19 protein-coding genes and 1 tRNA gene are annotated in these 21,197 nt (G+C 57.1%); 10 read left to right on the forward strand and 10 right to left on the reverse strand.

The genetic code is table 11. The features are described 5' to 3' along the window. Position 1: 1 nt before the first annotated feature. The 7 genes from aroC (at position 2) to glf (ending at position 7,004) form a co-directional block, all read left to right on the forward strand. Complete coding sequence (aroC, locus tag DW925_RS04255) at positions 2-1,099, forward strand: chorismate synthase (RefSeq protein ID WP_117790428.1); 1,098 nt, start codon at positions 2-4, stop codon at positions 1,097-1,099. A 136-nt stretch (positions 1,100-1,235) separates the two neighbouring features. Further along, positions 1,236-2,381 carry a prephenate dehydratase gene (gene pheA, locus DW925_RS04260; protein ID WP_117790429.1) on the forward strand — a complete coding sequence of 382 codons (1,146 nt, stop codon included), beginning with the start codon at positions 1,236-1,238 and terminating at the stop codon, positions 2,379-2,381. Beyond that, positions 2,382-3,632 carry a shikimate kinase gene (locus DW925_RS04265; protein ID WP_117790430.1) on the forward strand — a complete coding sequence of 417 codons (1,251 nt, stop codon included), beginning with the start codon at positions 2,382-2,384 and terminating at the stop codon, positions 3,630-3,632. It abuts the gene before it with no gap. 64 nt (positions 3,633-3,696) lie between these two features. Next, positions 3,697-4,134: a type II 3-dehydroquinate dehydratase gene (aroQ, locus tag DW925_RS04270; RefSeq protein ID WP_117790431.1), complete on the forward strand. Its 438-nt coding sequence runs from the start codon at positions 3,697-3,699 to the stop codon at positions 4,132-4,134. 130 nt (positions 4,135-4,264) lie between these two features. Beyond that, entirely contained in the window at positions 4,265-4,714 is a 450-nt protein-coding gene (locus tag DW925_RS04275; protein ID WP_117790432.1) for a DUF4869 domain-containing protein, read from the forward strand. Continuing rightward, positions 4,714-5,715: a translation initiation factor 2 gene (locus DW925_RS04280; RefSeq protein WP_117790433.1), complete on the forward strand. Its 1,002-nt coding sequence runs from the start codon at positions 4,714-4,716 to the stop codon at positions 5,713-5,715. The genes DW925_RS04275 and DW925_RS04280 overlap by 1 nt, the downstream gene beginning before the upstream one ends. A gap of 164 nt (positions 5,716-5,879) precedes the next feature. Next, positions 5,880-7,004: a UDP-galactopyranose mutase gene (glf, locus tag DW925_RS04285; RefSeq protein ID WP_117790434.1), complete on the forward strand. Its 1,125-nt coding sequence runs from the start codon at positions 5,880-5,882 to the stop codon at positions 7,002-7,004. Between the two features lie 87 nt (positions 7,005-7,091). Here glf and DW925_RS04290 read toward each other — a convergent pair whose 3' ends face one another. The 5 genes from DW925_RS04290 to DW925_RS04310 all read right to left on the reverse strand — a co-directional run bounded on the left by DW925_RS04290 (position 7,092) and on the right by DW925_RS04310 (position 12,212). Continuing rightward, positions 7,092-8,273, reverse strand: coding sequence for an ATP-binding protein (locus tag DW925_RS04290; protein WP_158565738.1), 1,182 nt, complete (start codon positions 8,271-8,273; stop codon positions 7,092-7,094). A 228-nt stretch (positions 8,274-8,501) separates the two neighbouring features. After that, positions 8,502-8,575 (reverse strand) — tRNA-Arg (locus DW925_RS04295). Between the two features lie 54 nt (positions 8,576-8,629). Continuing rightward, positions 8,630-9,397 (reverse strand): ABC transporter ATP-binding protein, encoded by a 768-nt coding sequence (locus tag DW925_RS04300; RefSeq protein ID WP_006236046.1) that lies wholly within the window; start codon positions 9,395-9,397, stop codon positions 8,630-8,632. An 11-nt stretch (positions 9,398-9,408) separates the two neighbouring features. Next, positions 9,409-10,254 carry an ABC transporter permease gene (locus tag DW925_RS04305; protein ID WP_233540226.1) on the reverse strand — a complete coding sequence of 282 codons (846 nt, stop codon included), beginning with the start codon at positions 10,252-10,254 and terminating at the stop codon, positions 9,409-9,411. A gap of 89 nt (positions 10,255-10,343) precedes the next feature. Then, on the reverse strand, positions 10,344-12,212 hold the full coding sequence (locus DW925_RS04310; protein WP_147349510.1) for a DUF6020 family protein: 1,869 nt from the start codon (positions 12,210-12,212) through the stop codon (positions 10,344-10,346). 58 nt (positions 12,213-12,270) lie between these two features. On the opposite strand from DW925_RS04310, the gene DW925_RS04315 reads away from it, so the two are divergent. The 3 genes from DW925_RS04315 to DW925_RS04325 are packed head-to-tail and all read left to right on the forward strand — an operon-like array spanning position 12,271 to position 16,612. Then, positions 12,271-13,242 carry a glycosyltransferase family 2 protein gene (locus tag DW925_RS04315; RefSeq protein ID WP_117790437.1) on the forward strand — a complete coding sequence of 324 codons (972 nt, stop codon included), beginning with the start codon at positions 12,271-12,273 and terminating at the stop codon, positions 13,240-13,242. A gap of 6 nt (positions 13,243-13,248) precedes the next feature. Further along, the gene (locus DW925_RS04320; RefSeq protein ID WP_117790438.1) at positions 13,249-14,217 is read left to right on the forward strand and encodes a glycosyltransferase family 2 protein; all 969 of its coding nucleotides are present in this window, start codon (positions 13,249-13,251) and stop codon (positions 14,215-14,217) included. 16 nt (positions 14,218-14,233) lie between these two features. Next, on the forward strand, positions 14,234-16,612 hold the full coding sequence (locus tag DW925_RS04325; protein ID WP_158565739.1) for a YfhO family protein: 2,379 nt from the start codon (positions 14,234-14,236) through the stop codon (positions 16,610-16,612). Positions 16,613-16,649: 37 nt separating this feature from the next. Here DW925_RS04325 and DW925_RS04330 read toward each other — a convergent pair whose 3' ends face one another. From DW925_RS04330 to DW925_RS04350, 5 genes are all read right to left on the reverse strand, one after another. Further along, on the reverse strand, positions 16,650-18,104 hold the full coding sequence (locus DW925_RS04330) for a sugar nucleotide-binding protein (RefSeq protein WP_117790440.1): 1,455 nt from the start codon (positions 18,102-18,104) through the stop codon (positions 16,650-16,652). A gap of 122 nt (positions 18,105-18,226) precedes the next feature. After that, positions 18,227-19,246 (reverse strand): dTDP-glucose 4,6-dehydratase, encoded by a 1,020-nt coding sequence (gene rfbB, locus DW925_RS04335; protein ID WP_117790441.1) that lies wholly within the window; start codon positions 19,244-19,246, stop codon positions 18,227-18,229. A gap of 75 nt (positions 19,247-19,321) precedes the next feature. Next, entirely contained in the window at positions 19,322-20,296 is a 975-nt protein-coding gene (locus DW925_RS04340; protein WP_117790442.1) for a hypothetical protein, read from the reverse strand. A gap of 9 nt (positions 20,297-20,305) precedes the next feature. Beyond that, positions 20,306-20,743, reverse strand: coding sequence for a DUF4869 domain-containing protein (locus tag DW925_RS04345; protein ID WP_117790449.1), 438 nt, complete (start codon positions 20,741-20,743; stop codon positions 20,306-20,308). A gap of 95 nt (positions 20,744-20,838) precedes the next feature. Next, positions 20,839-21,197, reverse strand: a 359-nt coding sequence (locus tag DW925_RS04350) for a sugar phosphate nucleotidyltransferase (RefSeq protein ID WP_255415188.1), incomplete at its 5' end; no start/stop codon positions are given.

Consider the following 21,197-nt stretch of genomic DNA (forward strand, 5'->3'; position numbering starts at 1 on the left):
CATGTCCTCGACCTTTGGCAACGTCTTGCACTTAAGCATCTTCGGCCAGTCGCACTCCCCCGCCATCGGCTGCTCCCTCGATGGCATCCCGGCAGGTATCGCCGTGGACCAGGAGCAGCTGCAGGCCTTCCTCGACCGTCGCGCCCCCGGTCGCGACGAGACCGCGACCAAGCGCCGCGAGGCCGACGCCGCCCAAATCATCGCCGGCGTGGTCGATGGGCACACCACCGGCGCGCCCATTGCCGCGATTATCGAGAACACCAACACGCGCTCCAAGGATTACTCCGAGCTGCGCCGCAAGCCCCGTCCGGGACATGCGGACTTCCCTGCGCGCGTGAAGTATCACAACATGCACGATGTCGCCGGCGGCGGGCATTTCTCCGGCCGCCTAACGGCACCCTTATGCATCGCCGGCGGCATTGCGCTGCAGGCACTCGAGGCCTGCGGCATTAAAGTGATGGCGCATGTGGCGCAGATCGGCGGCATCTCCGACCTGCCGATGGACGATATGGTCTATCGCGAGGCCGACCGCAAGGCGATCCTTACGAACGATCTGCCGTGCATTGACGCCGCCGCAGCCGGCCGCATGCGTGAGGAGATCCTAGCCGCGCGCGACGAACTCGACAGCATCGGCGGCATCGTGGAGTGCGGCATTTACGGGCTTCCCGCAGGCATCGGCGACCCCATGTTCGACGGCATCGAGAACCGCATCGCGCAGATCGCGTTTGGCATTCCCGCCGTAAAGGGCGTGGAGTTCGGCATGGGCTTTGCCGTGGCCGCCATGCGCGGCAGCGAGAACAACGATCCGTATCGAATCGATGCCGAAACCGGCGAGATCGAGGTCGAATCCAATAACGCCGGCGGCATCCTGGGCGGTATTTCGACCGGCGCTCCCGTCATGTGGCGCATGGCCGTAAAGCCGACGCCCTCAATTGGCCGCGAGCAGCAGACGGTGGACATGGACGCTATGGAAAATGCCGAGCTCTCGGTCCACGGCCGCCACGATCCCTGCATCGTCCCCCGAGCTGTCCCCGTAGCCGAAGCAGCCGCCGCCCTCGCCATCTGGGACGCCCTCCTCGAAGACGCCGCCCAGCGCTAAAAATCTCCGGGGGCCAACTCCGGCCCCCACGCCCACCCAGTGATTTTTCTGGGACGGGGATTAAAAAATCATTTCGTACCTAATGATTTTTTAATCCCCGTCCCAGAAAAATCACCGACACGTGAAAGGGGTCCCTATGGACCTTGCTGACATCCGCCAGGCCATCGATGGCATCGACACCACCCTGCTCAACAGCTTTGTCGAGCGCATGGATATTGCCACCGAAGTCGCCAAATCCAAAATCGAGATGGGCAAGGCCGTCTTTGACCCCGCCCGCGAGCGCTCCAAGCTCAACAACCTCGCCAGCCGCGCGCCCGAGCGCTACGAGGCGCAGACTATCACCCTGTTCCGTCTCCTCATGAGCATGAGCAAGGCCGAGCAGCGGCGCTACATCAACGAGCTCAAGGACATCACCGTCTCGCAAAAGGCCCACGCCACGGCCGCAGCCTCCGACACGCCCTTCCCCCAGATGGCCACCGTCGCCTGCCAGGGCGTCGAAGGCGCCTACAGCCAGATCGCCGCGTGCAAGCTCTTCGACGTGCCCGATATCGCCTTCTTTGAGACCTTCGAGGGCGTTATGCGCGCTGTGCGCGACGGCTTCTGCGAGTTTGGCGTGCTGCCCATCGAGAACTCCACCGCCGGCTCGGTCAACGCCGTCTACGACCTGCTCGCCCAGTTCGACTTCCACATCGTGCGCTCGCTGCGACTCAAGATCGATCACAACTTACTCGTCAAACCCGGCACCAAGCTCGCCGACGTGCGCGAGGTCTACAGCCACGGCCAAGCCATTGCCCAGTGTGCCGGCTTTATCGAGGCCCACAACCTGCACGCCACCAAGTACCCCAACACGGCCATGTCGGCCGAGATGGTCGCCAACTCCGAACGCACCGACGTCGCCGCCATCGCATCGCGCAGCTGCGCGGCACTCTATGGCCTGGAGGTGCTGGAACCCAACATCCAGGACTCGGACAACAACTACACGCGCTTTGTCGTCATCAGCCGCGAGCCGCGCGTCTACCCCGGCGCCAACCGCACCTCACTCATGATCACCACGGCCAATGAGCCGGGCGCCCTCTATCGCGTACTCGAGCGCTTCTACGCGCTCAATATCAACCTCATCAAGCTCGAGAGCCGCCCCATCCCCGGCCACGACTTTGAGTTTATGTTCTACTTTGATCTGGACTGCCCCTTTGGCAGCAAGGCCCTCGACGACTTGCTCGATTCCATCGACGACGTGTGCGAGAGCTTCACCTACTTTGGCAGCTATACGGAGGTGCTCTAGATGACCGATACCGCCGCAACCCGCCCCTACGGCGTGCTAGGCCGCGTACTGGGCCACAGCTACACCCCGACCATCTACAAAGAACTCGCTGGGCTCGAGTACGTGCGATTTGAGCGCGAGCCCGAGGACCTCGCGGCCTTTATGACCGGCAACGAATGGGAAGGCACCAACGTAACCATCCCCTACAAGCGTGCCGTCATGGAATATCTCGACGAGCTGAGTCCACTCGCCAAGCGCATGGGCAACGTCAACACCATCACGCGCCTGCCCGACGGTCGCCTGCGCGGCGATAACACCGACTACTTTGGTTTTCAGTGCCTGGTCGAGGAGCTGGGGGTTGATGTTGCCGGCAAGAAGGTCCTCGTGCTTGGCGCCACCGGTGGCGCCGGCACCACGGCAAGCATGGTACTCGGCGACCTGGGCGCCACCGTGGTGCCCGTGGGCCGCACGAGCGAGGTCAACTACGGCAACATCGCGCAACAATCCGACGCTACGCTGCTCGTCAACTGCACGCCCGCCGGCATGTTCCCCCAATGCCCCGACGCCCCCTGCACGCTCGAAGGGCTCGATGCGCTCGAAGGCGTTATCGACATTGTCTACAACCCCGCCCGCACGGGACTCATGCTCGAGGCCGAGCGCCGCGGCATCCCCTGCATCGGCGGCCTGCTCATGCTTGTGGCCCAGGCAGCGAAAGCCGTCGAGCGCTACACCGGCCAGGTCACCCCGCGCGAGCGCATCCTGGACGTAACGGAACGACTTTCCCGCCGCGAGCAGAACATCGCCCTGATTGGCATGCCGGGTTCGGGCAAGACCCGCGTAGGTGAGCAGATCGCCGAGCTCACGGACCGCGAGCACATCGATCTGGACCGCGCGCTTGAAGAGCGCCTGGGCGTGCCCTGCGCCGACTATATCGTCGAGCGCGGCGAGGAGGCCTTCCGCGAGCAGGAGACGGCGGCGCTGGCCGACATCTCCAAGCGTAGTGGCCTGGTGCTTTCCACGGGCGGCGGCGTGGTCACGCGCGACGAAAACTATCCGCTGCTGCACCAGAACAGCCAGATCGTGATGCTCAACCGCAAGCTCGACGAACTCGCCCACAAGGGTCGCCCCATCACCGCCCGCGATGGCATCGACAAGCTGGCCGAGCAGCGCGTGCCGCGCTACCGCGCCTGGGCCGACTACATCATCGACTCACGCGACTGCGCCGCCAACACCGCCCAGGCCCTCCTCGACACCCTCCCACCCGCTCTCTAATCAAAACCACCACAAAGGGGACAGGCACCTTTGTGGTGGTTTCTCGACTGCAAAGGAAGCAACCATGAAAGCACTCGTCATCAACGGCCCCAACCTCAACATGCTCGGCATTCGCGAGCCGGGCATCTATGGCAGCGACAACTACGACCGCTTAGTGCAGATCTGCCAGGAAGCGGGTGCTGCACAGGGCTTCGACGAGGTCGAGGTCTTCCAGTCTAACCACGAGGGCAGCATCGTCGACAAGATCCAGGAGGCCTACGGCAAGGTCGACGGCATCGTCATCAACCCGGCAGCTTACACGCACACGAGTGTGGCGATCCTCGACGCCCTTAAGGCCGTCGCCATCCCGGCCGTGGAGGTCCACATAAGCGCCGTCGAGACCCGCGAGGACTTCCGCCAGGTAAGCTACGCCCGCCTGGCCTGCTTCGCCACCATCACCGGCGAAGGCCTCCAAGGCTACGCCCACGCGTTGGAGCTGCTGGGGGAACGTCTCGAAAAGTAGCCTCGCGAGCAAATCCATCAACGCGATTCATACGCTAATAATGCCAGTGCCGCCAGCAGCAACCTCGCTACTGGCGGCACTTTATTACTGGCATATAATCATTGCAGTCACACAACGTCTGGAGACGCACATGCTGAGCATTCACCTGGGGGATTACCCCGGTTCCATCTACGATACCGAAACCTATTTTAGGAACTCATACTTGGACTCATGGTTCGAAGACCCTATGGCCGCACGGATTATTAAAAGCGTGGACGGATCAGAGCTCATCGGTCCCCACAACATCGTAAGCAAGCAGCTGGGCTCAATCACCCCACTCGAACTGTCCGGCGGCGTTAAGACGCTGCTGCTGGTGCGCAATCTCCCAAACATGGTGTTCAATGCATCCACTTGCGGAGATAACTGCGCTCGCTGGCTGCTCAAGATTGGCAAAGAGCAAGACGTGCTGGTAACCCTTTATCACATCATGAAATTCCCCTGGAAGCGTTTCGAAATCCGTATTGAAAATGACGGCCGCATCGTCAAGAACATGCAGGAGTTCGTCGGTGCCACGAATGACTTTTTGGATGTCGATGAGTAATGAAGGGAACGCATACCGTTGTCGTAGAGCGCGCAAAGGTCAAATACACGCTCACGTTTAAGCGCAATATTTCCTTTATACGCGGCAACAGCGGAACGGGCAAAACGACGCTCATCTCGATGATTCGCGACTACAACGACCGAGGACCGGAAAGCGGCGTTACACTCAGCTGCGACGTGCCCTGCGAAACGCTTTCCGGCAGACGTTGGAAGCGCGAGCTTTCGATTATCGAGGACTCAATAATCTTTTTAGATGAGGGCAACGAATTTATCTACTCAAAAGACTTCGCAAAAGCCGTTAACGGGTCGTCCAACTATTTTGTTCTGATATCTCGTCGAGACGCCAGCGAGCTTCCCTACAGTGTCGACGAAATCCTAAAGCTGGTAAACACCACGAGTAAAACAATCAATGGTCGAAAGAGCGATAAACGCTTCTACTCGGTAACAAAACCGATATACAGCCACACAGCAAACATGCTTTACCAGGACCTAAATGTTGGATTCGAGGTACCCGACGCCGTAGTTGTTGAGGATAGCAAATCTGGCTATCAATTCTACGACGCTCTTTGCAACCGACTCGGGATCCCCTGCTATACCGCCACCGGCGTTGCGAATCTAAAACGTACGATTCACGAATGTCCCGAGCAAAACATCCTTGCTATTGGAGACGGAGCAGCATTTGGTCCCTACATCGAAAAGGTGCTCGGACAGCGCGTTTACAAGAACGTACGCTTGTTCCTCCCCGAATCATTCGAGTGGACACTCCTGCAATCTGGCCTCATTCCCAGTAACGATATCTTAAAAATCCTCGAGGATCCCTCAAGCTATATCGAAAGCCGCGACTACCTGAGCTGGGAGCGGTTCTTCACCGACGTATTGATCAAGTACTCGGCAGACACTCGCTACGTCTACAGAAAGGCACGGCTCAACGAGCAGTACCTAAAGCCGCAGGCAATGAATGCCCTATCGAAAGTCTTACCGGAGTGTTTGAGGACGAATTAGCAGATTCTTTAAATCATCTAGAAACCGGGGCTATGCACATGAGCTGAAGCTGCTGAAAGAAAGCCTACAACACGCCTGGTACACTAATCCTTGGAACAGAATTATCAGGTTTATTTGTCCCAAATCTTAAGTAACTATTTGATTACATACAAAGGAGCACATCCATGTCCCAGTACGATTACCTCGTCGTCGGTGCCGGCCTCTCGGGCGCCGTATTCGCCAATGCCGCCAGGCGCGCCGGCAAGTCGGTCCTAGTCATCGACCGCCGCGACCACATCGCCGGCAACATCTACACCGAGGACGTCGAGGGCATCCAGGTCCACCGCTACGGCGCACATATCTTCCACACCTCCATGAAGGACGTCTGGGACTACGTCAACCGCTTCGCCGAGTTCAACAACTACGTCAACTCGCCGGTCGCCAACTTCCACGGCAACATGTACAACATGCCCTTCAACATGAACACCTTCGCCAAGATGTGGCCGGGCGTCGTCACGCCGGCGGACGCCAAGGCCAAGATCGCCGAGCAGGTGGCCGCCGAGAACATCGGCGAGCCGGCAAACCTCGAGGAGCAGGCGCTGTCCCTCGTGGGCCGCGACATCTTCGAAACGCTCGTGAAGGGCTACACCGAGAAGCAGTGGGGCCGCGACTGCAAGGATCTGCCCGCAAGCATCATAAAGCGCCTCCCCTGCCGCTTCACCTACGACAACAACTACTTCAACGACCGCTACCAGGGCATCCCCATGGGCGGCTACACCAAGATGATCACCAACATGCTCGAGGGCGTCGAGGTGCGCTGCGGCGTGGAGTACAAGGAGTTGGTCGCCGCCGAGCCCGATATCGCCGCCAGGACGATCTACTGCGGCCCCATCGACGCGTTCTACGACTTCAAGCTGGGCACGCTCGAGTACCGCAGCCTGCGCTTCGAGACCGAGACGCTCGACGAGCAGGACCACCAGGGCGTGGCCGTGGTCAACTACACCGAGCGCGAGGTCCCCTACACGCGCGTCATCGAGCACAAGCACTTCGAGTTCGGCACACAGGACAAGACCGTCATCACGCGCGAATACCCGGCGGACTGGAAGCCCGGCGACGAGCCCTACTACCCCATCAACGACGCCAAGAACGAGGCCCTCTACAGGCAGTACGAGGAGCTGGCGGCGCAGGAGGGCGACGTGATCTTTGCCGGACGCCTGGGCGGCTACAAGTACTACGACATGGACAAGGCCATCGCCGCGGCCTTCGAGCTTGTCCGCAACGAACTGGGCGTGGAGCCGACTGAGGCGTAGAGGCGAGGGCTCAGCAAGCCGATATAAGCAAACAGGAGGTCTGGCGCAGCGTTCATGGGCTGCGCCAGACCTCCTGTTATTAGCGAACTAGTCAATTCGTTCTGTACGCCTCAGATATCGATCAAACTGAGGTACAGTAAAATCAACCTCTCCTCTTGCGGCGGAGTAAATCATGCCCTTGCTAATTAATTGAGCTCGTAGGGGTCCAATAGACGAAACGTCTCTCCCCATATAATGAGCCACATTCGCGAGCGTACAGGGAAGCTCGCCGCAGCGAACCATGGCAATCAAAAACTCCTTTTGCCTTGGAGTGCATCGATCGTATCTAACGCTAAAGAAACCTTCGTCAAGACGCATATCCGTTATAGAGGTGCAGCCGAGCACGGTTTCTAGTGAAATGAACTTACTATCGGATGAAGTCCAAATGGTCGAACAAAGCTCCTGGATGAAATACGGGTAGCCCTCTGTATAGTCAATGATGACATCGACAGCCTCGTCGGAATAGCGCACATCAAGCTTTTGTGCGGGCCTGACAATAGCCTCAACCGCCTTGTCACGAGGAAGCGAATCGACCTTCACGAAGCTAAACTGCCTCTCGGAATAGGTCTTGTCTTCGCCCAGCATCTTTAGAAGCTTGGGCAAGCCGGCACAGCCAAACATAACGGGAAGGCCAAGCTGGGTCGCGCGATGAAGCGCGCACGCCAAGGCTTCAAGTTCTTCTTTACTGGCATACTGCAGCTCGTCAATTCCAATAAAAATCGAAGATCCTGCAGCTTGAGCATATTTTCCTAGAACGACAAGTATATCGGTAAAATCGCCAGATAGATTATGAGACGAGGCGAGAGACGCCCCAAGAACCTCTTCATTAAAGCCCAGAGACAACGAGCCATCGCCCGCATCAACAGATAGCGTTAAGGATGCAAACAGGTTCTTAATCTGTTCCAATTTACTCTTAACGAGTTCAATTCGATTAAGCGAAGCCGATAGCGAGCAACAAGCCGAAGCCAAAGGAGCAATCAAACCCTTCTTCTCTTCGACCTCAATATGGCGGACAAGAATACCCTCGCCCTCGGCTACTGATTCGATCGAGTTAAGCAATACTGTTTTACCAACGCCCCTAAGGCCGTACAAAACAAGCGAACGGCTCTGGTAGTTCGCAGCAAGCGCCTTGAGTTGAAGAGAAGCCGCTTCGAGAATATCGTCGCGCCCGGCAAGATACTTGGGCATCGCGCCCGCACCGGGCGTATACGGATTGCGATAATCGATCATTGCAAGCTCCCAAAGAATAACGGCCGACCGACATTTATGAAACATAATACCAAGACACCGATAAAGTGATTGCTGCGTCTGGCCTACTTGTAGAGCTTCATTACATATAGCGAATAAAAAGGCTGCAAGTCATCCCCATGTCTTGCAGCCCGAGTTTAAACAATAGCACGGCACATGTCTCAAAAAGCAAAGACCCGGCATAATGACCGGGTCTTAAAACGCTATAGGTGCTCCATGGCGGATTCGAACCGTCGACCTTGGGATTAGAAGTCCCCTGCTCTATCCAACTGAGCTAATGGAGCAAATAACCGCACGCCCAAGCAAGCGCAAGCCTGTCAGGCGCAAGTAATTATAACCTAGTTGAACTGCTCGCGATACGCCTTGCAGACCTCATCGACCGGGCCGTCCATGCGAAGGTCACCCTTCTCGATCCAAACGGCACGCTGGCAGATGCGCTCAACCTGCTCCATGGAGTGCGAAACGAACAGAACCGTCACGTCGCCGCTCTGGATAAAGTGCTGGATGCGGGCCTCGCACTTCTGCTGGAAGAACACGTCACCGACGGACAGCGTCTCGTCAACGATCAGAATATCGGGCTCGGTAATCGTCGCGATTGCAAAGGCGATACGCGCCACCATGCCCGAGGAGAAGTTCTTAAGCGGCATATCGACAAAGTTCTGCAGCTCAGCGAACTCGATAATGCCGTCAAAGTTGGCGTCGATGAACTCCTTGGTATAGCCGAGCAGGGCGCCGTTTAGATAGATGTTCTCGCGGGCGGTCAGCTCGGGGTCAAAGCCGGCACCAAGCTCAATCAGAGGCGCGATGTTACCGTGCACCTTAACGCTGCCCTCGCTAGGCTCAAGCACGCCAGCGATAATCTTGAGCATCGTAGACTTGCCGGAGCCATTGGTGCCGACCAGACCCACGACCTCGCCACGATGAATATCGAACGAGATGTGTTTGAGCGCCCTAAACTCCTCAAAGAACAACTCGTGCTTGGCAAGCTTGATGAAGTACTCCTTGAGGTTGGTCAGCGACTCGGACGCCATGTTAAAGATCATGGTGACGTCGTCGACCTCGACAGCCAGAGGCTGCTCGCTGTAATCAACAACAGATTCAGTCATCACAGCACTCCTTAGATGTAGAGGATGAACTTGCGCTCAGACTTATGGAACACGGTGTAGCCAATAACAAGCGCAAGAACCGCCCAAGCAACGCACATACCAAACGTCACAAGCGAAGGCGTAGTCTGGAACAGGAAGATATCGCGCATAAACTGCAGGTAGTTATACATGGGGTTCGCATAGACCAGAATGCGCACGAGATGCGGCATTTGCGCAACGAAGTCGGTCGTCCAGAAAATAGGCGTGATGTAAGTCCACGCCGTAATGACGACGCTCCACAGATGCATGACATCGCGGAAGAAGACCGTGAGGGCGGAGAGCATCATGCCCAGGCCCATGCAGAAGCACATAAGCAGCAGTAGGCAGACCGGCAGCAGAATCAGGTGCCAAGAAGGCATAACGTGGAACCACAGCATAACGATGGCAACAGCGACCAGCGAGAAGGCAAAGTTAACCAGCGAGAAGAGCACCTTCTGCACCGGGAAGACCCAGCGGTGCACTTTAACCTTCTTAAGCAGCGGAGCCGCGCCCACAATCGACGTCAGCGCCTGGTTCGTAGACTCGGACATAACGGCAAAGGTAACGTTACCCACGATCAAGTACAGCGGGTACATCTCGGGCGTAATCGAACCATTGCGGCCCTGAGCGAAAATCGTCGAGAACACGATGGCCATGACGATCATCATCAGCAGCGGGTTGAGCACCGACCATGCGACGCCCAGAACGCTACGGCGATACTTGATCTTAAAATCCTTGGTAACCAGCTGACGAAGGATAAACGCGTCCTTCTCAAATTCGTTCTTAGCAAACGTCGCAGGCAGACTGCGAGTTTCTTGTTGCTTTGTCTGATCCGACACGGATGCAACTCCTTTACTCGTAATCGTTGACAAACGAACAGTATAGACCCGCTCCTAGCACCGGAAGGCGGCATTGCGAAACTGGAAAACTATCCCACAACATCGTTTTCGGGACGTCTTCCATCAGACAGCATGCCGCGAGCGACCACCACAAGCACGGCAGGAAGACCAAATTGAGCAGCCACGATATAACGAGGCCAGTACCAAATAGGACTGGCAATAAAGAGCGTCCCGTACAACAACAAAAATGGCAAAAGCGGCAAAGCAAACCTTGCGCGACCACAAGACACCAACAGTGCTGTCGAAAACATGAGCAACCAAAAGACAACGGCGCCAGGAATAGACCAAGCGCTCAGTCCAATCGCCACATCAACATCATCGCCAAGGGGCGCAAGCAAGTTGCGAAATGTAACTCCCGTAGAAGCCTTTGCGTCGGCCACAAGGTTATACGGAACGCCCATGAGAAAGTTTTCAGGCAGACCGTCAGCACCCTTTACATTTGGGGTCCAAAAACCAAACGTCTGCAGTTCCCACGCCTCAAAGTATATCGAAGGGTTACGCGAAAGCATCAAGGCCCAATGAGCCCAGAATCCATCCTTTAAATGGTCCGAATTAAAGTCATCGTTCCATTTAAGCGGATCGATAATACTGGGGTGGTAAACCTCCTTGTAACGATCAAGCGGGAGCAGCTCGTTCATATAAGAACGGTCGGACTCGGACATTCCGCCATCGAGCGCGGCAACGCGAGCCATCTGAGCAAGCGGAATACCCACTGACTCAACATCCTCCGATGGAACAACGCCCAGAGCCGAGTACACGGGCCCCGTAATAACCAAGCATGTGACAAGCGCAAATCCAAGAGATACGGCCAAACGAGAGGCAGGTTTCATCGGGGCAATGCAGCCGAGTCGGCCCAAAGCTACAACTATCGCAAGCACCACGAATAGCGCAGCGCAAATATACAAACCGTTATTCCGTAGAAGCATAACGCCCAACGCTAGGGCACCAAAAACGAGCAAACGCAACGCGCTCGACCGGGAATCCTTTCCCGTGACGGCATCGGCAAGCATGGTCACCATCAAGACAAGACAGCAGGAAAACAACGGGTCTTTCCAAAGCGCCACAGAATAAAGAGCGCAATACCGTGACAAGCCAAAATAGACTACGAGCAGCCAAGCCCAGCGAGAGGAGACCCCCAAGCGGGAAGTCACCCAAATTGAAAGATAGCCAAACGTGCTGGCAACACAGGCCATCTGAAGCACCGTTAGCAAGGCAACGCCCACCGAAGGGCTCATCCCCATAAGGCCTGCAATTTTGATACAAGCAGCCATCATCATGGTGAATGCAACCGGATGATGGTTGCTCAAAGGGTTCCACCCCATAATCTGAGCGAACGACGAGAAGGTATCCCCAAAAAACAGGCCGGGACAATACCTCAGGAAGAACGGGAGATACAAAAGAAATATCACTAGAGCACGGACCGCAACAGATAGGAGTCGAATGGACGAGTCACCATCATTAGTCCGCAGCGAGTCATTGCAGAAAACACAGCAGCGGCAACGACAAGACAGCTGAACAAGCACCGACAAGACCCAAAAGACCAGCGCCGACATCACCCAAAAAGCAACAAAATCAATCGCGGAATACGGCTCAATATAGTTCTCGTAAATCCCGCCGGCAATCACCGGTTCAGTCACACGAATATGCGCTCCCAGCACAAGAACAAACGAAAAAACAAGGGAAATCACTAAGCAGCAAGCTCTACCGACAACCGACGGAAATGCAAAATCCCTGCACGCAAACTTATTGAAATTAACCAATGATGCGATTATCGCAACACATGCCAAGACTGATGGAAACAGGTCGAAGGAACCACTACAATACGTCACCGTAGCGATGCTTGCTGCAAGCAGCAAAACAGCACGTGTCACATCTAATAACCTGAACTCTCGAATCAATGCGCCCATCCTAACCACGAAACAAACGATTCGATTGTACGCGACCAAAGGAACCTTCATGGCCGAGCAAACGATTGCCGTTATTATCCCCTGTTACAACGAGGCAGTCACCATCGGAAAAGTCATCGACGACTTTCACCGTGAGCTTCCGCAAGCGACGGTCTATGTCTATGACAACAACTCGTCGGACGACACCTCACGCATCGCCACCGAGCACGGCGCCACGGTGCGCCTTGAACCCCGTCAGGGAAAGGGCAACGTATGCCGCCAGATGTTTCGCGACATCGACGCCGATTGCTACCTGATGGTCGACGGAGACGACACCTACCCCGCCGAGGCGGCCAAAGCCCTCTGCGAGCCCATCCTTAACGGCACGGCCGATATGACCGTAGGCGACCGCCTTTCCAACGGCACCTACGCCGAGGAAAACAAGCGTGCCTTCCACGGCTTTGGCAACAATCTGGTCCGCGCCATGATCAAGTGGATCTATGGCTACAGCTTCGATGATGTCATGACCGGCTACCGCGCCATGAGCCGTCCGTTCGTCAAAACCTTCCCCGTGCTTTCCGAGGGCTTCCAGATCGAAACCGAGCTCTCAATCCACGCCGTCGACCACCGCTGGCGCATCAAAGATGTGCCCATCGAGTACCGCGACCGTCCGGAAGGCTCCGAGTCCAAGCTCAATACCGTGAGCGACGGCATTAAAGTCGTCGCGATGATCGGCACGCTGTTCAAGGACTACCGCCCGCTGAAGTTCTTCAGCCTCGTCGCGCTTCTGTTTGCGGTAATCGGCCTTGCCCTGGGCATGCCCATCGTTGTCGAGTACTTTCAGACCGGCCTGGTCCCGCGCTTCCCCACCGCCATACTCGCCGCGTCGTTTATGTTCCTGTGCGGTCTGAGCCTTGCGACCGGATTCATCCTGGATTCTGTGGCAAAGGTTGAGAAAAAGCAGTGGGAGGTCAACGTGTACAGCAAATACGCCTACGATGACCAGCCCGGCCACCCTACTTCCAAGCCAAGCGAGAGGTAAACCACCATGCCGCTCATCTCCATCGTCGTGCCGTGCTACAACGAGCAGGAATCACTTCCGATCTTTCTCAAAGAGCTCGATGGCGTCGTTCGCATCATGACTCAGCAGGACCCCGAGATCTCCTTTGAAGCCGTCCTCATCGACGATGGCTCGGCAGACAAAACGCTTGCCGTCATGAAAGCAGAAGCCGCGGCGGCGCATCCATACGCCATCTGCTGGCACTCTTTCTCGCGCAACTTTGGCAAGGAGGCGGCGCTACTCGCCGGACTCCAGCACGCAAAGGGCGACTATGTCGCCACCATGGACGCCGACATGCAGGACCCGCCCTCGCTCCTACCGCAGATGTACGAGATCTTGCAGACCGAAAACTACGACAACGTCGCCACACGCAGGACCACCCGCGAAGGCGAGCCTCCCATCAGGTCGTTCTGTGCCCGTATGTTCTACAAGATCATCAACCGCATTTCAAAGGCCGACATCGTCGACGGAGCACGCGATTTTAGGCTCATGAAGCGACTTATGGTCAACGCCATCATCTCCATGGGCGAATACAACCGATTCTCCAAGGGCATTTACGGCTGGGTTGGCTTCAAAACCAAATGGCTCCCCTACGTAAACGTCAACCGCGTGGCCGGCGAGACCAAATGGAGCTTTTGGTCGCTGCTCCTCTATTCCATCGACGGCATCGTCGCTTTTTCCACAGCGCCGCTCTCCCTCGCCGCCCTCACGGGTATCGTTTTCTGTCTCATCGCCATCCTGGGATTTATCGTCATCCTGGTCAAAACGCTTGTTTGGGGCGACCCCGTAGGCGGATGGCCCTCCCTTGCCTGCCTCATAACGCTGTTTGGCGGCATGCAGCTCCTGTGCCTGGGAATCATCGGTGAATACTTGGCAAAAGCCTACTTGGAAACCAAGCGACGTCCCATCTATATCATTCGAGAATCCAACGAGGAATCTGATGACACGGCCCAATAACAGCACGCTCAAGAATGTGGCGTTCTACGCCGCCTGCTTCGCATTTTCCGTCGCACTCTTTGTCGCACTTGCAGCGGCGGGGCATGTCTACCCCCTTGGCGACAACTCGTTTCTCACCAACGATCTCAAATACCAATACATCGACTTCTTCGCGTGGTTTCGCCGCGTCCTTTTAGGCGAGGCAAACCTTCGCTATTCCTTCTCGCAGGGACTCGGCATGAACACATGGGGGCTCTATAGCTACTACCTCGCCAGCCCCTTCAACCTGCTCTGCGTGCTGTTTCCCGCAGACAAGCTGACGCTCTTCGTATTTGCCATAACCGCGCTCAAACTGGGCTGCATCCACATCAGCAGCGCTTGGTATGTGCAAAAGCGCTTTGACCTGTCCAAGCCCGCCGCATTCTTGCTATCCCTCTCGTTCACGTTTTGCAGCTGGACCATAAGTAATTTGTGTAATCCGCTCTGGATTGATTGCCTTATCCTGCTACCCATCTGCGCCTTCGGATGCTACGAGCTCATTCGCGAACAAAATATGGTACGCCTCGTTATTGCGATTGCTCTCAATGTCATGTTCTGTTGGTATACGGCCTATATCAACATCCTATTCCTCTGCATCTTCGTATTGGTTGAGTTTGTCGATTACGTCGCTGCAGAAGGATTTAGCTGGATGCTCACGCTCGACCGGGCCCTACGATTTGCAGGGGCTATGATGCTTGGGCTGCTCCTGTCCGCCTGGACCTTTTTGCCGACCATCCTTGCCATGGCAAAAGGCGGCCCCGTGCTGGCACTTGGCCCCTTGCTTAAAACAGGCCTCAAATCGCTCATCAGGGGCTTCATCCCCGGCATGTGGGTGAATAACGGGAACACGCCGCAGTTCTATTGCGGCGTAATCATGATGTTACTTGCAATAAGCCTACTGTTTAACCGCAAGGTTTCGGCCAAGATACGCATCGCAACGTTCGTCGTCACAGCCGTCCTGATCGCTAGCTCCGTTTTGAGCCCGCTCGAGTACATCTGGTGCGGCATGCGCGTTCCCAACGGGTTCTATTCGCGCACAGCCTTTTTGCTGGGCTTCTTTACGATGTGGGCCGCAGGCTATTCGTTGCAGGTGTTCGAGGGCCAGCCCAAATTTCGTCATGTCTATCGACCCGCCGTCGTATTACCAATCCTGACAATCACCGCAATTGAGTTGTTTATCAACGCCCATGTGATGTGGAACCAACTGTACGCAGGCTATTCCGAAGATGCCAACTGTACCTATGTGACTACCGCAACCAACACGATCACAGCCATTCAAGACCAGGATTCTGCGTCATTCTACCGCATCGATCGAACGACCACGCGCACCGATAGCGCCGCCCTCAACGAGGGCTTAGCGCTTGGGTACAACCAGCTGTCGTCCTACTCATCCGCAAATAACCCGCAGGCAATTGCATTGCTCAACTCCCTTGGATACAGCAGCGCCGGCGAGTTTTCGACCCGTTATGCCGAACCCATTCTTGCCGTCGATGCCCTGCTGGGAGTTAAGTACGCCATTGCCGAACACAGCCCCGCAGGATACGTTACGGCAAAGGCAAATCAAACCGACTCCGCAAGCACGGTCTACGAGAATCCCAATGCGCTCAGCGCTGGCATCGCAGCTTCGAGCGGCGTTCAAAACAGCACGTTAGAGGGCAAGAACCCCTTCGAAAAGCAAAATGACCTATACAGCAAAATCCTGGGCCGCGAGGTAGAGCTCTATACCAAAATCGAGGCTACGAACACGGAAAATGGTGAGAACCAAAAGCAATGGAGCGTTACCGTTCCGGCGGAGTCCATCGGATACCTCTACATTAACAAAGATGCGACCGCCGGCAGTTATTGGCCAGTCACCCTTACCATCGACCAGCGAACGATCACAAACGAGGCCTGGAGATTCGACAATAATATCCGCCAGATTGCGGATGCATCGGACGCCCCGAGCCAGCATACGGTGTCAATCGGAGTCGCAGAGGGTTATACGGACATGCCCCAAGACAATGAGCCGGTCTTTTACGCCCTCAATCTGGACGTTTTCCAGCAGATTATGAACGAGCTTAAGACGAACGAATTTGTTCCGACGGTTTTTAAGGACGGAAGGATCGAAGGCGAGTATACCGCCAAGTATGACGGCAACCTGCTGTTGAGCGTTCCGTACGATGAGGGCTGGAACATAACGGTAAACGGAACCGCCGCAGAACTAACGCCCGCCGCCGATAAGGGCCTGTCGTCCCTGAACGTGCAGAAAGGCGCGAATAGGATCGTGATGACCTACAAGACTCCGGGTGCCCTTGCGGGGCTTGCAGTGAGTCTGGCGACCAACGTCGCCCTTGTTGCAGCGGGGCTATACGCCAGGCATAAGAAAAGCCGCCGTTAACAAGCGGCGGCTTTTACTCTCGAAAAGTTAATAGCGGCTAGAGCGTCTTGAGGTACTCCCCCAGCTCTTCCTCCCAGTCGGGCATGTTGAACCCGACCGACTCGAGCCTGGAAAGGTCGAGCGCGGAGTGGACCGGGCGCGGGGCGACGGGACCGGCGGCGCTCGCGTAGTAGTCGGCGGTGCTGACCGGCACGACCTTATCCCCGTTGCCGTTGGCGGCCTCGAAGACGGCGCGGGCGATGTCGGCCCAGCTCTTCACAGAACCGGAGCCCGTGCAGTTGTAGGTCCCATAGGGGGCGTGCGTCCCCAGCACGTGGAAGATGGCCTGCGCCATGTCGCGCGTGAAGGTCAGGCGTCCCAGCTGGTCGTCCACGACGGTGACCTGCGCGAGCCCGTCCTCCGGGTCGGCGACGCGGTCGGACAGCCCCTTCATGGTCTTGACGAAGTTGTGGCCCTCGCCGATGACCCAGGAGCTTCGCATGATGTAGTGGCGCGGGCACCCCGCCACGGCGATGTCGCCGGCGGCCTTGGTCTGGCCGTAGACGGACAGCGGGCTGAGGGGCTCCTCCTCGTCATGCACCTCCGCGGTGCCGTCGAAGACGTAGTCGGAGGAGACGTGGACCAGGGTGATGCCGTGCCCGGCGCAGGTGCGTGCGAGAAGCGCCGGCCCGGTCGCGTTGGCCTTCCAGGCGGTCACGCGGCCCTCGGGGGTCTCCGCTTTATCCACGGCCGTGTAGGCGCCGCAGTTGATCACGGTGCCGTAGAGCGACCAGTCGTACTTGGAGTAGGGGTCCGGGTCTGACATGTCGAAGGGGTCGATGTCGCAGAAGTCGAAGTCCTTGGCGACGCCGCGCTCCTCCGCCAGCGCGCGGACCGCATGGCCCAGCTGGCCGTTGCAGCCGGTGACGAGGGTGCGCCTGGGAGCCATGGGGACGACGTCCTTCAGCATCGGGTGGTTGAGGTCGGCCTCGGAGACGGTGGCCTCGGCCAGCGGGATCGGCCACTCGATGGCGAGCTCGGGGTCGGCGAGGTTCACGAAGGTGTAGGTCCTCTTCAGCTCGAGGGACCAGTGGGCGTCCACCAGGTAGGTGTAGGCGGTGCCGTCCTCCAGGGCCTGGAAGGAGTTGCCCACGCCGCGCGGGACGTAGATGGCCTTGGACGGGTCGAGCGTGCAGGTGTAGACCTTGCCGAAGGTCTCGCTTCCCTCGCGCAGGTCCACCCAGGCGCCGAAGACCGAGCCGCGGGCCACGGAGATGAACTTGTCCCAGGGCTCGGCGTGGATGCCGCGGGTGACGCCGCGGCTGTCGTTATAGGAGATGTTGTTCTGGACGACCCTGAGATCGGGGATGCCCAGTGCGGTCATCTTGGCGCGCTGCCAGTTCTCCTTGAACCAGCCGCGCGAGTCACCGTGGACGGCCAGGTCGACGACCTTGAGGCCCTCGATGCCGGTCTCGGCGACGGAGAGGTCCTTCTCGAATGCGATATCTGCCATGTGGAAAAAGCTCCTATCGAAGAGGTTGGATAACCGGGGGTGCCCGCGCGGGGACGCAGGATCATCCCCATGCCCTGCGGCCCCGCGCGGGCGCCCCGCGGTGCGCTTCGCCGGGGTGTGGCCTACTGGCCCTGTGCGCGGTAACGGGCCTCGGTGGCCTCCTTGGCCGGGCGCCACCAGGACTCGTTGGCGACGTACCAGTCGATCGTCTGCTTCAGCCCCCCGGCGAAGTCGGTGTGGGCCGGCCTCCAGCCGAGCTCGCGCTGGAGCTTGGTGCTGTCGATGGCGTAGCGGCGGTCGTGGCCGGGGCGGTCGGCGACCCAGTCGAAGTCCTCGGGGTCGCGGCCCATCGCCTCGAGGATCATGCGCAGGACGGTGATGTTGTTCTTCTCCCCATTGGCGCCGATGAGGTAGGTCTCCCCCATGCGGCCCTTGGCGAGGATGTCCCAGCAGGCCGAGGAGTGGTCCTCGGTGTGGATCCAGTCGCGGACGTTCTCGCCGCGGCCGTAGAGCTTGGGGCGGACGCCGTCGATGATGTTCGTGATCTGCCTGGGGATGAACTTCTCCACGTGCTGGTAGGGACCGTAGTTGTTGGAGCAGTTGGAGATCGTGGTTCGCAGCCCGTAGGTGCGGGTCCAGGCGCGCACGAGCATGTCGGAGGACGCCTTGGTGGAGCTGTACGGCGAGGACGGGCGGTACGGCGTCTCCTCGGTGAACTTCGCCGGGTCGTCGAGCGCGAGGTCGCCGTAGACCTCGTCGGTGGAGACGTGGTGGTAGCGGACGCCGTATTTCCTCACGGCCTCCAGCAGGCGGAAGGTGCCCTCCACGTTGGTGCGCAGGAACGGCTCGGGGTCCGCGATGGAGTTGTCGTTGTGGCTCTCGGCGGCGTAGTGCACGATCGCGTCGTGGCCCGGGACGATGCGGTCCAGCAGCTCCGCGTCGCAGATGTCGCCCACGACGAGCTCCACGCGGTCGGAGGGCAGCCCGGCGATGTTCTCTGGGTTGCCGGCGTAGGTCAGCTTGTCCAGGACGGTCACATGCACGTCGGGGTGGTTGTTGACCACGTAGTGCACGAAGTTGCTGCCGATGAAGCCGCAGCCGCCCGTGACGATGATGTTCTTGGGTTCAAAAATCTCAGACATGAAAATCCAATCTGAAGCATGTACAGCTTCTTTAGTATGCCGCAGGAAGTGACGACGCGACACTATTCAACAAAACTATCGGACATTTCGGCATGCGATAAGAGCCATAACCTTCGCAGAATTACCTCCCGTACAAAACGCCTCCGGAATGCAGTCCTTGTCGTAGTGAAAAACCGAATCCCCAGTTATTTCACGTAAGTACTTATAGAAGAAATCCTCCCAGCTTTTAAACTTCTCACTGTTTACAAAGGCTTCTGGGGTTTCCAAAACCGTCTTAACATCTAGCCCTGAAATTACGCCGGAGCTCAGCAGAAGCCATTCGAACGACTCGGGAAGACAAACCGTAACAGTATCGCGGTGAATGTCTTGCAGCTTAAGGACGCGGTCCGCATAGCACCCAAATGCCGCTCCGTCCGCAACAACAAACACGCGATCGTCGAGATGCTGATCCAACCAGCGCAAAATCGCGCTGTTCGTCATGGCCGAAGTACAGGTAAGCTCACTGTCAGCGAAATGCCGTTCAAAGAACTGGAAACCAGACCTACTGTCCTCGCATAGAAGGATAGAAAAGTCCTGTTTTGGCGCCGACCGGGAAATAGCATAACGATGATTCCCGCGATCTTGATAAACAGGGATGAAAGAATGGTATTTTCCGCTCGTCTTAATCTTGTAAATCTCATCCACGCTATACGGAAGATTGGGGAAATCAGCCCTTGAGATCAGCACGAAATAATTCGAGGAATACAGCACATGATGGGCAAACTCATCAGAATGAATCTCTTTTAAGCCCTCATCGACAAATACAATCGAGTCATGAACGGACGAAAGCTGGTTTCGCCAATCATAATCGGTCAAAGCGACACAGGGACAATCACATTGCAAGGAAACACCCGACTGCTCGCCCGTTCGCATGTAGTCTGCGACCATGTCAAACAGTGTCGTCTTACCCGTGCCGCTATCGCCACGCACAATAGTGATGTTCCGCTTGATGGTAAATGTGTACTTAGTTCCCCTGCGGCGGGAAATCTTAACGAGATGCGAACCGTTCATAAGCAGTACCTACAGATACGGAATCGACTCGTGAATCAATTCGGCCATGTTGTGAACGATTCGGCCACTATTCACGACTTTAATTTTAAAATCCTCGCGACCAAAGTCCATCACATGATAGAGATTCACAACGAGCTTGCGATCTTTCGCCATGTCGAGAATCCACTTGGCACAGTTGTCACCACAGGTAGAAGCGTTAAAAATTTGCTTACGATCAAATCTCATAAGCAGCAGCGTTTTCACGCCACCAGAAAGCTGGAGTGGGGAGATGGATCCAAGCACAGGGCTTTCGATGACGTTTTCGGAGACAACATCCGATCGATCGACATCTTTAATTATCGAGACTGCATAGGGATTCGTAATCCAAGAAGACCGGTAAGAGTTTTTGAAATATGTCGCTGTGTTGTAAATCGCTTCTGGCATATCGCCAAAGTAGACGCTTAACACATCCACTCCCAATCATATTGTCTTTATGGTCAACGTAATCATAACGAAAGGGGCCACCAGATAAACGGTGGCCCCTAAAAGAAAACAAGCTGGCGCTAGTACTCGCGCGGGCTGTTGACGATCTCGCCGGCGGCGACCTTCTTCAGGTGCTGCCCGTAGACCGACTTGCCGTAGGCCTTGGCGGCCTCCTCGAGCTCGGCGGTGGTGATCCAGCCGTTCTCCCAGGCGATCTCCTCGGGGACCGAGACCGGCAGGTCCTGGGAGTGTTCCACGGCGCGGACGAACTCCGCGGCCTCGTGCAGGCTCTCCATGGTGCCGGTGTCCAGCCACGCGTACCCGCGGCCCAGCGTCACGACGGACAGCGTCCCCTCCTCCAGGTACATCTGGTTGAGCGTGGTGATCTCCAGCTCGCCGCGGGCCGACGGCTCGACCCTATGCGCCTTGGCGGCCACGT

Source organism: Collinsella sp. AM43-1, assembly GCF_003467925.1.
In the GTDB taxonomy this organism is placed as follows: Bacteria; Actinomycetota; Coriobacteriia; order Coriobacteriales; family Coriobacteriaceae; genus Collinsella.

Excerpts from the sequence above, each read along its gene's own strand:
- aroC (WP_117790428.1), top strand. The coding sequence starts at position 2 with ATGTCCTCGACCTTTGGCAACGTCTTGCACTTAAGCATCTTCGGCCAG.
- pheA (WP_117790429.1), top strand. The coding sequence starts at position 1,236 with ATGGACCTTGCTGACATCCGCCAGGCCATCGATGGCATCGACACCACC.
- DW925_RS04265 (WP_117790430.1), top strand. The coding sequence starts at position 2,382 with ATGACCGATACCGCCGCAACCCGCCCCTACGGCGTGCTAGGCCGCGTA.
- aroQ (WP_117790431.1), top strand. The coding sequence starts at position 3,697 with ATGAAAGCACTCGTCATCAACGGCCCCAACCTCAACATGCTCGGCATT.
- DW925_RS04275 (WP_117790432.1), top strand. The coding sequence starts at position 4,265 with ATGCTGAGCATTCACCTGGGGGATTACCCCGGTTCCATCTACGATACC.
- DW925_RS04280 (WP_117790433.1), top strand. The coding sequence starts at position 4,714 with ATGAAGGGAACGCATACCGTTGTCGTAGAGCGCGCAAAGGTCAAATAC.
- glf (WP_117790434.1), top strand. The coding sequence starts at position 5,880 with ATGTCCCAGTACGATTACCTCGTCGTCGGTGCCGGCCTCTCGGGCGCC.
- DW925_RS04290 (WP_158565738.1), bottom strand. The coding sequence starts at position 8,273 with ATGATCGATTATCGCAATCCGTATACGCCCGGTGCGGGCGCGATGCCC.
- DW925_RS04300 (WP_006236046.1), bottom strand. The coding sequence starts at position 9,397 with ATGACTGAATCTGTTGTTGATTACAGCGAGCAGCCTCTGGCTGTCGAG.
- DW925_RS04315 (WP_117790437.1), top strand. The coding sequence starts at position 12,271 with ATGGCCGAGCAAACGATTGCCGTTATTATCCCCTGTTACAACGAGGCA.
- DW925_RS04320 (WP_117790438.1), top strand. The coding sequence starts at position 13,249 with ATGCCGCTCATCTCCATCGTCGTGCCGTGCTACAACGAGCAGGAATCA.
- DW925_RS04330 (WP_117790440.1), bottom strand. The coding sequence starts at position 18,104 with ATGGCAGATATCGCATTCGAGAAGGACCTCTCCGTCGCCGAGACCGGC.
- rfbB (WP_117790441.1), bottom strand. The coding sequence starts at position 19,246 with ATGTCTGAGATTTTTGAACCCAAGAACATCATCGTCACGGGCGGCTGC.
- DW925_RS04340 (WP_117790442.1), bottom strand. The coding sequence starts at position 20,296 with ATGAACGGTTCGCATCTCGTTAAGATTTCCCGCCGCAGGGGAACTAAG.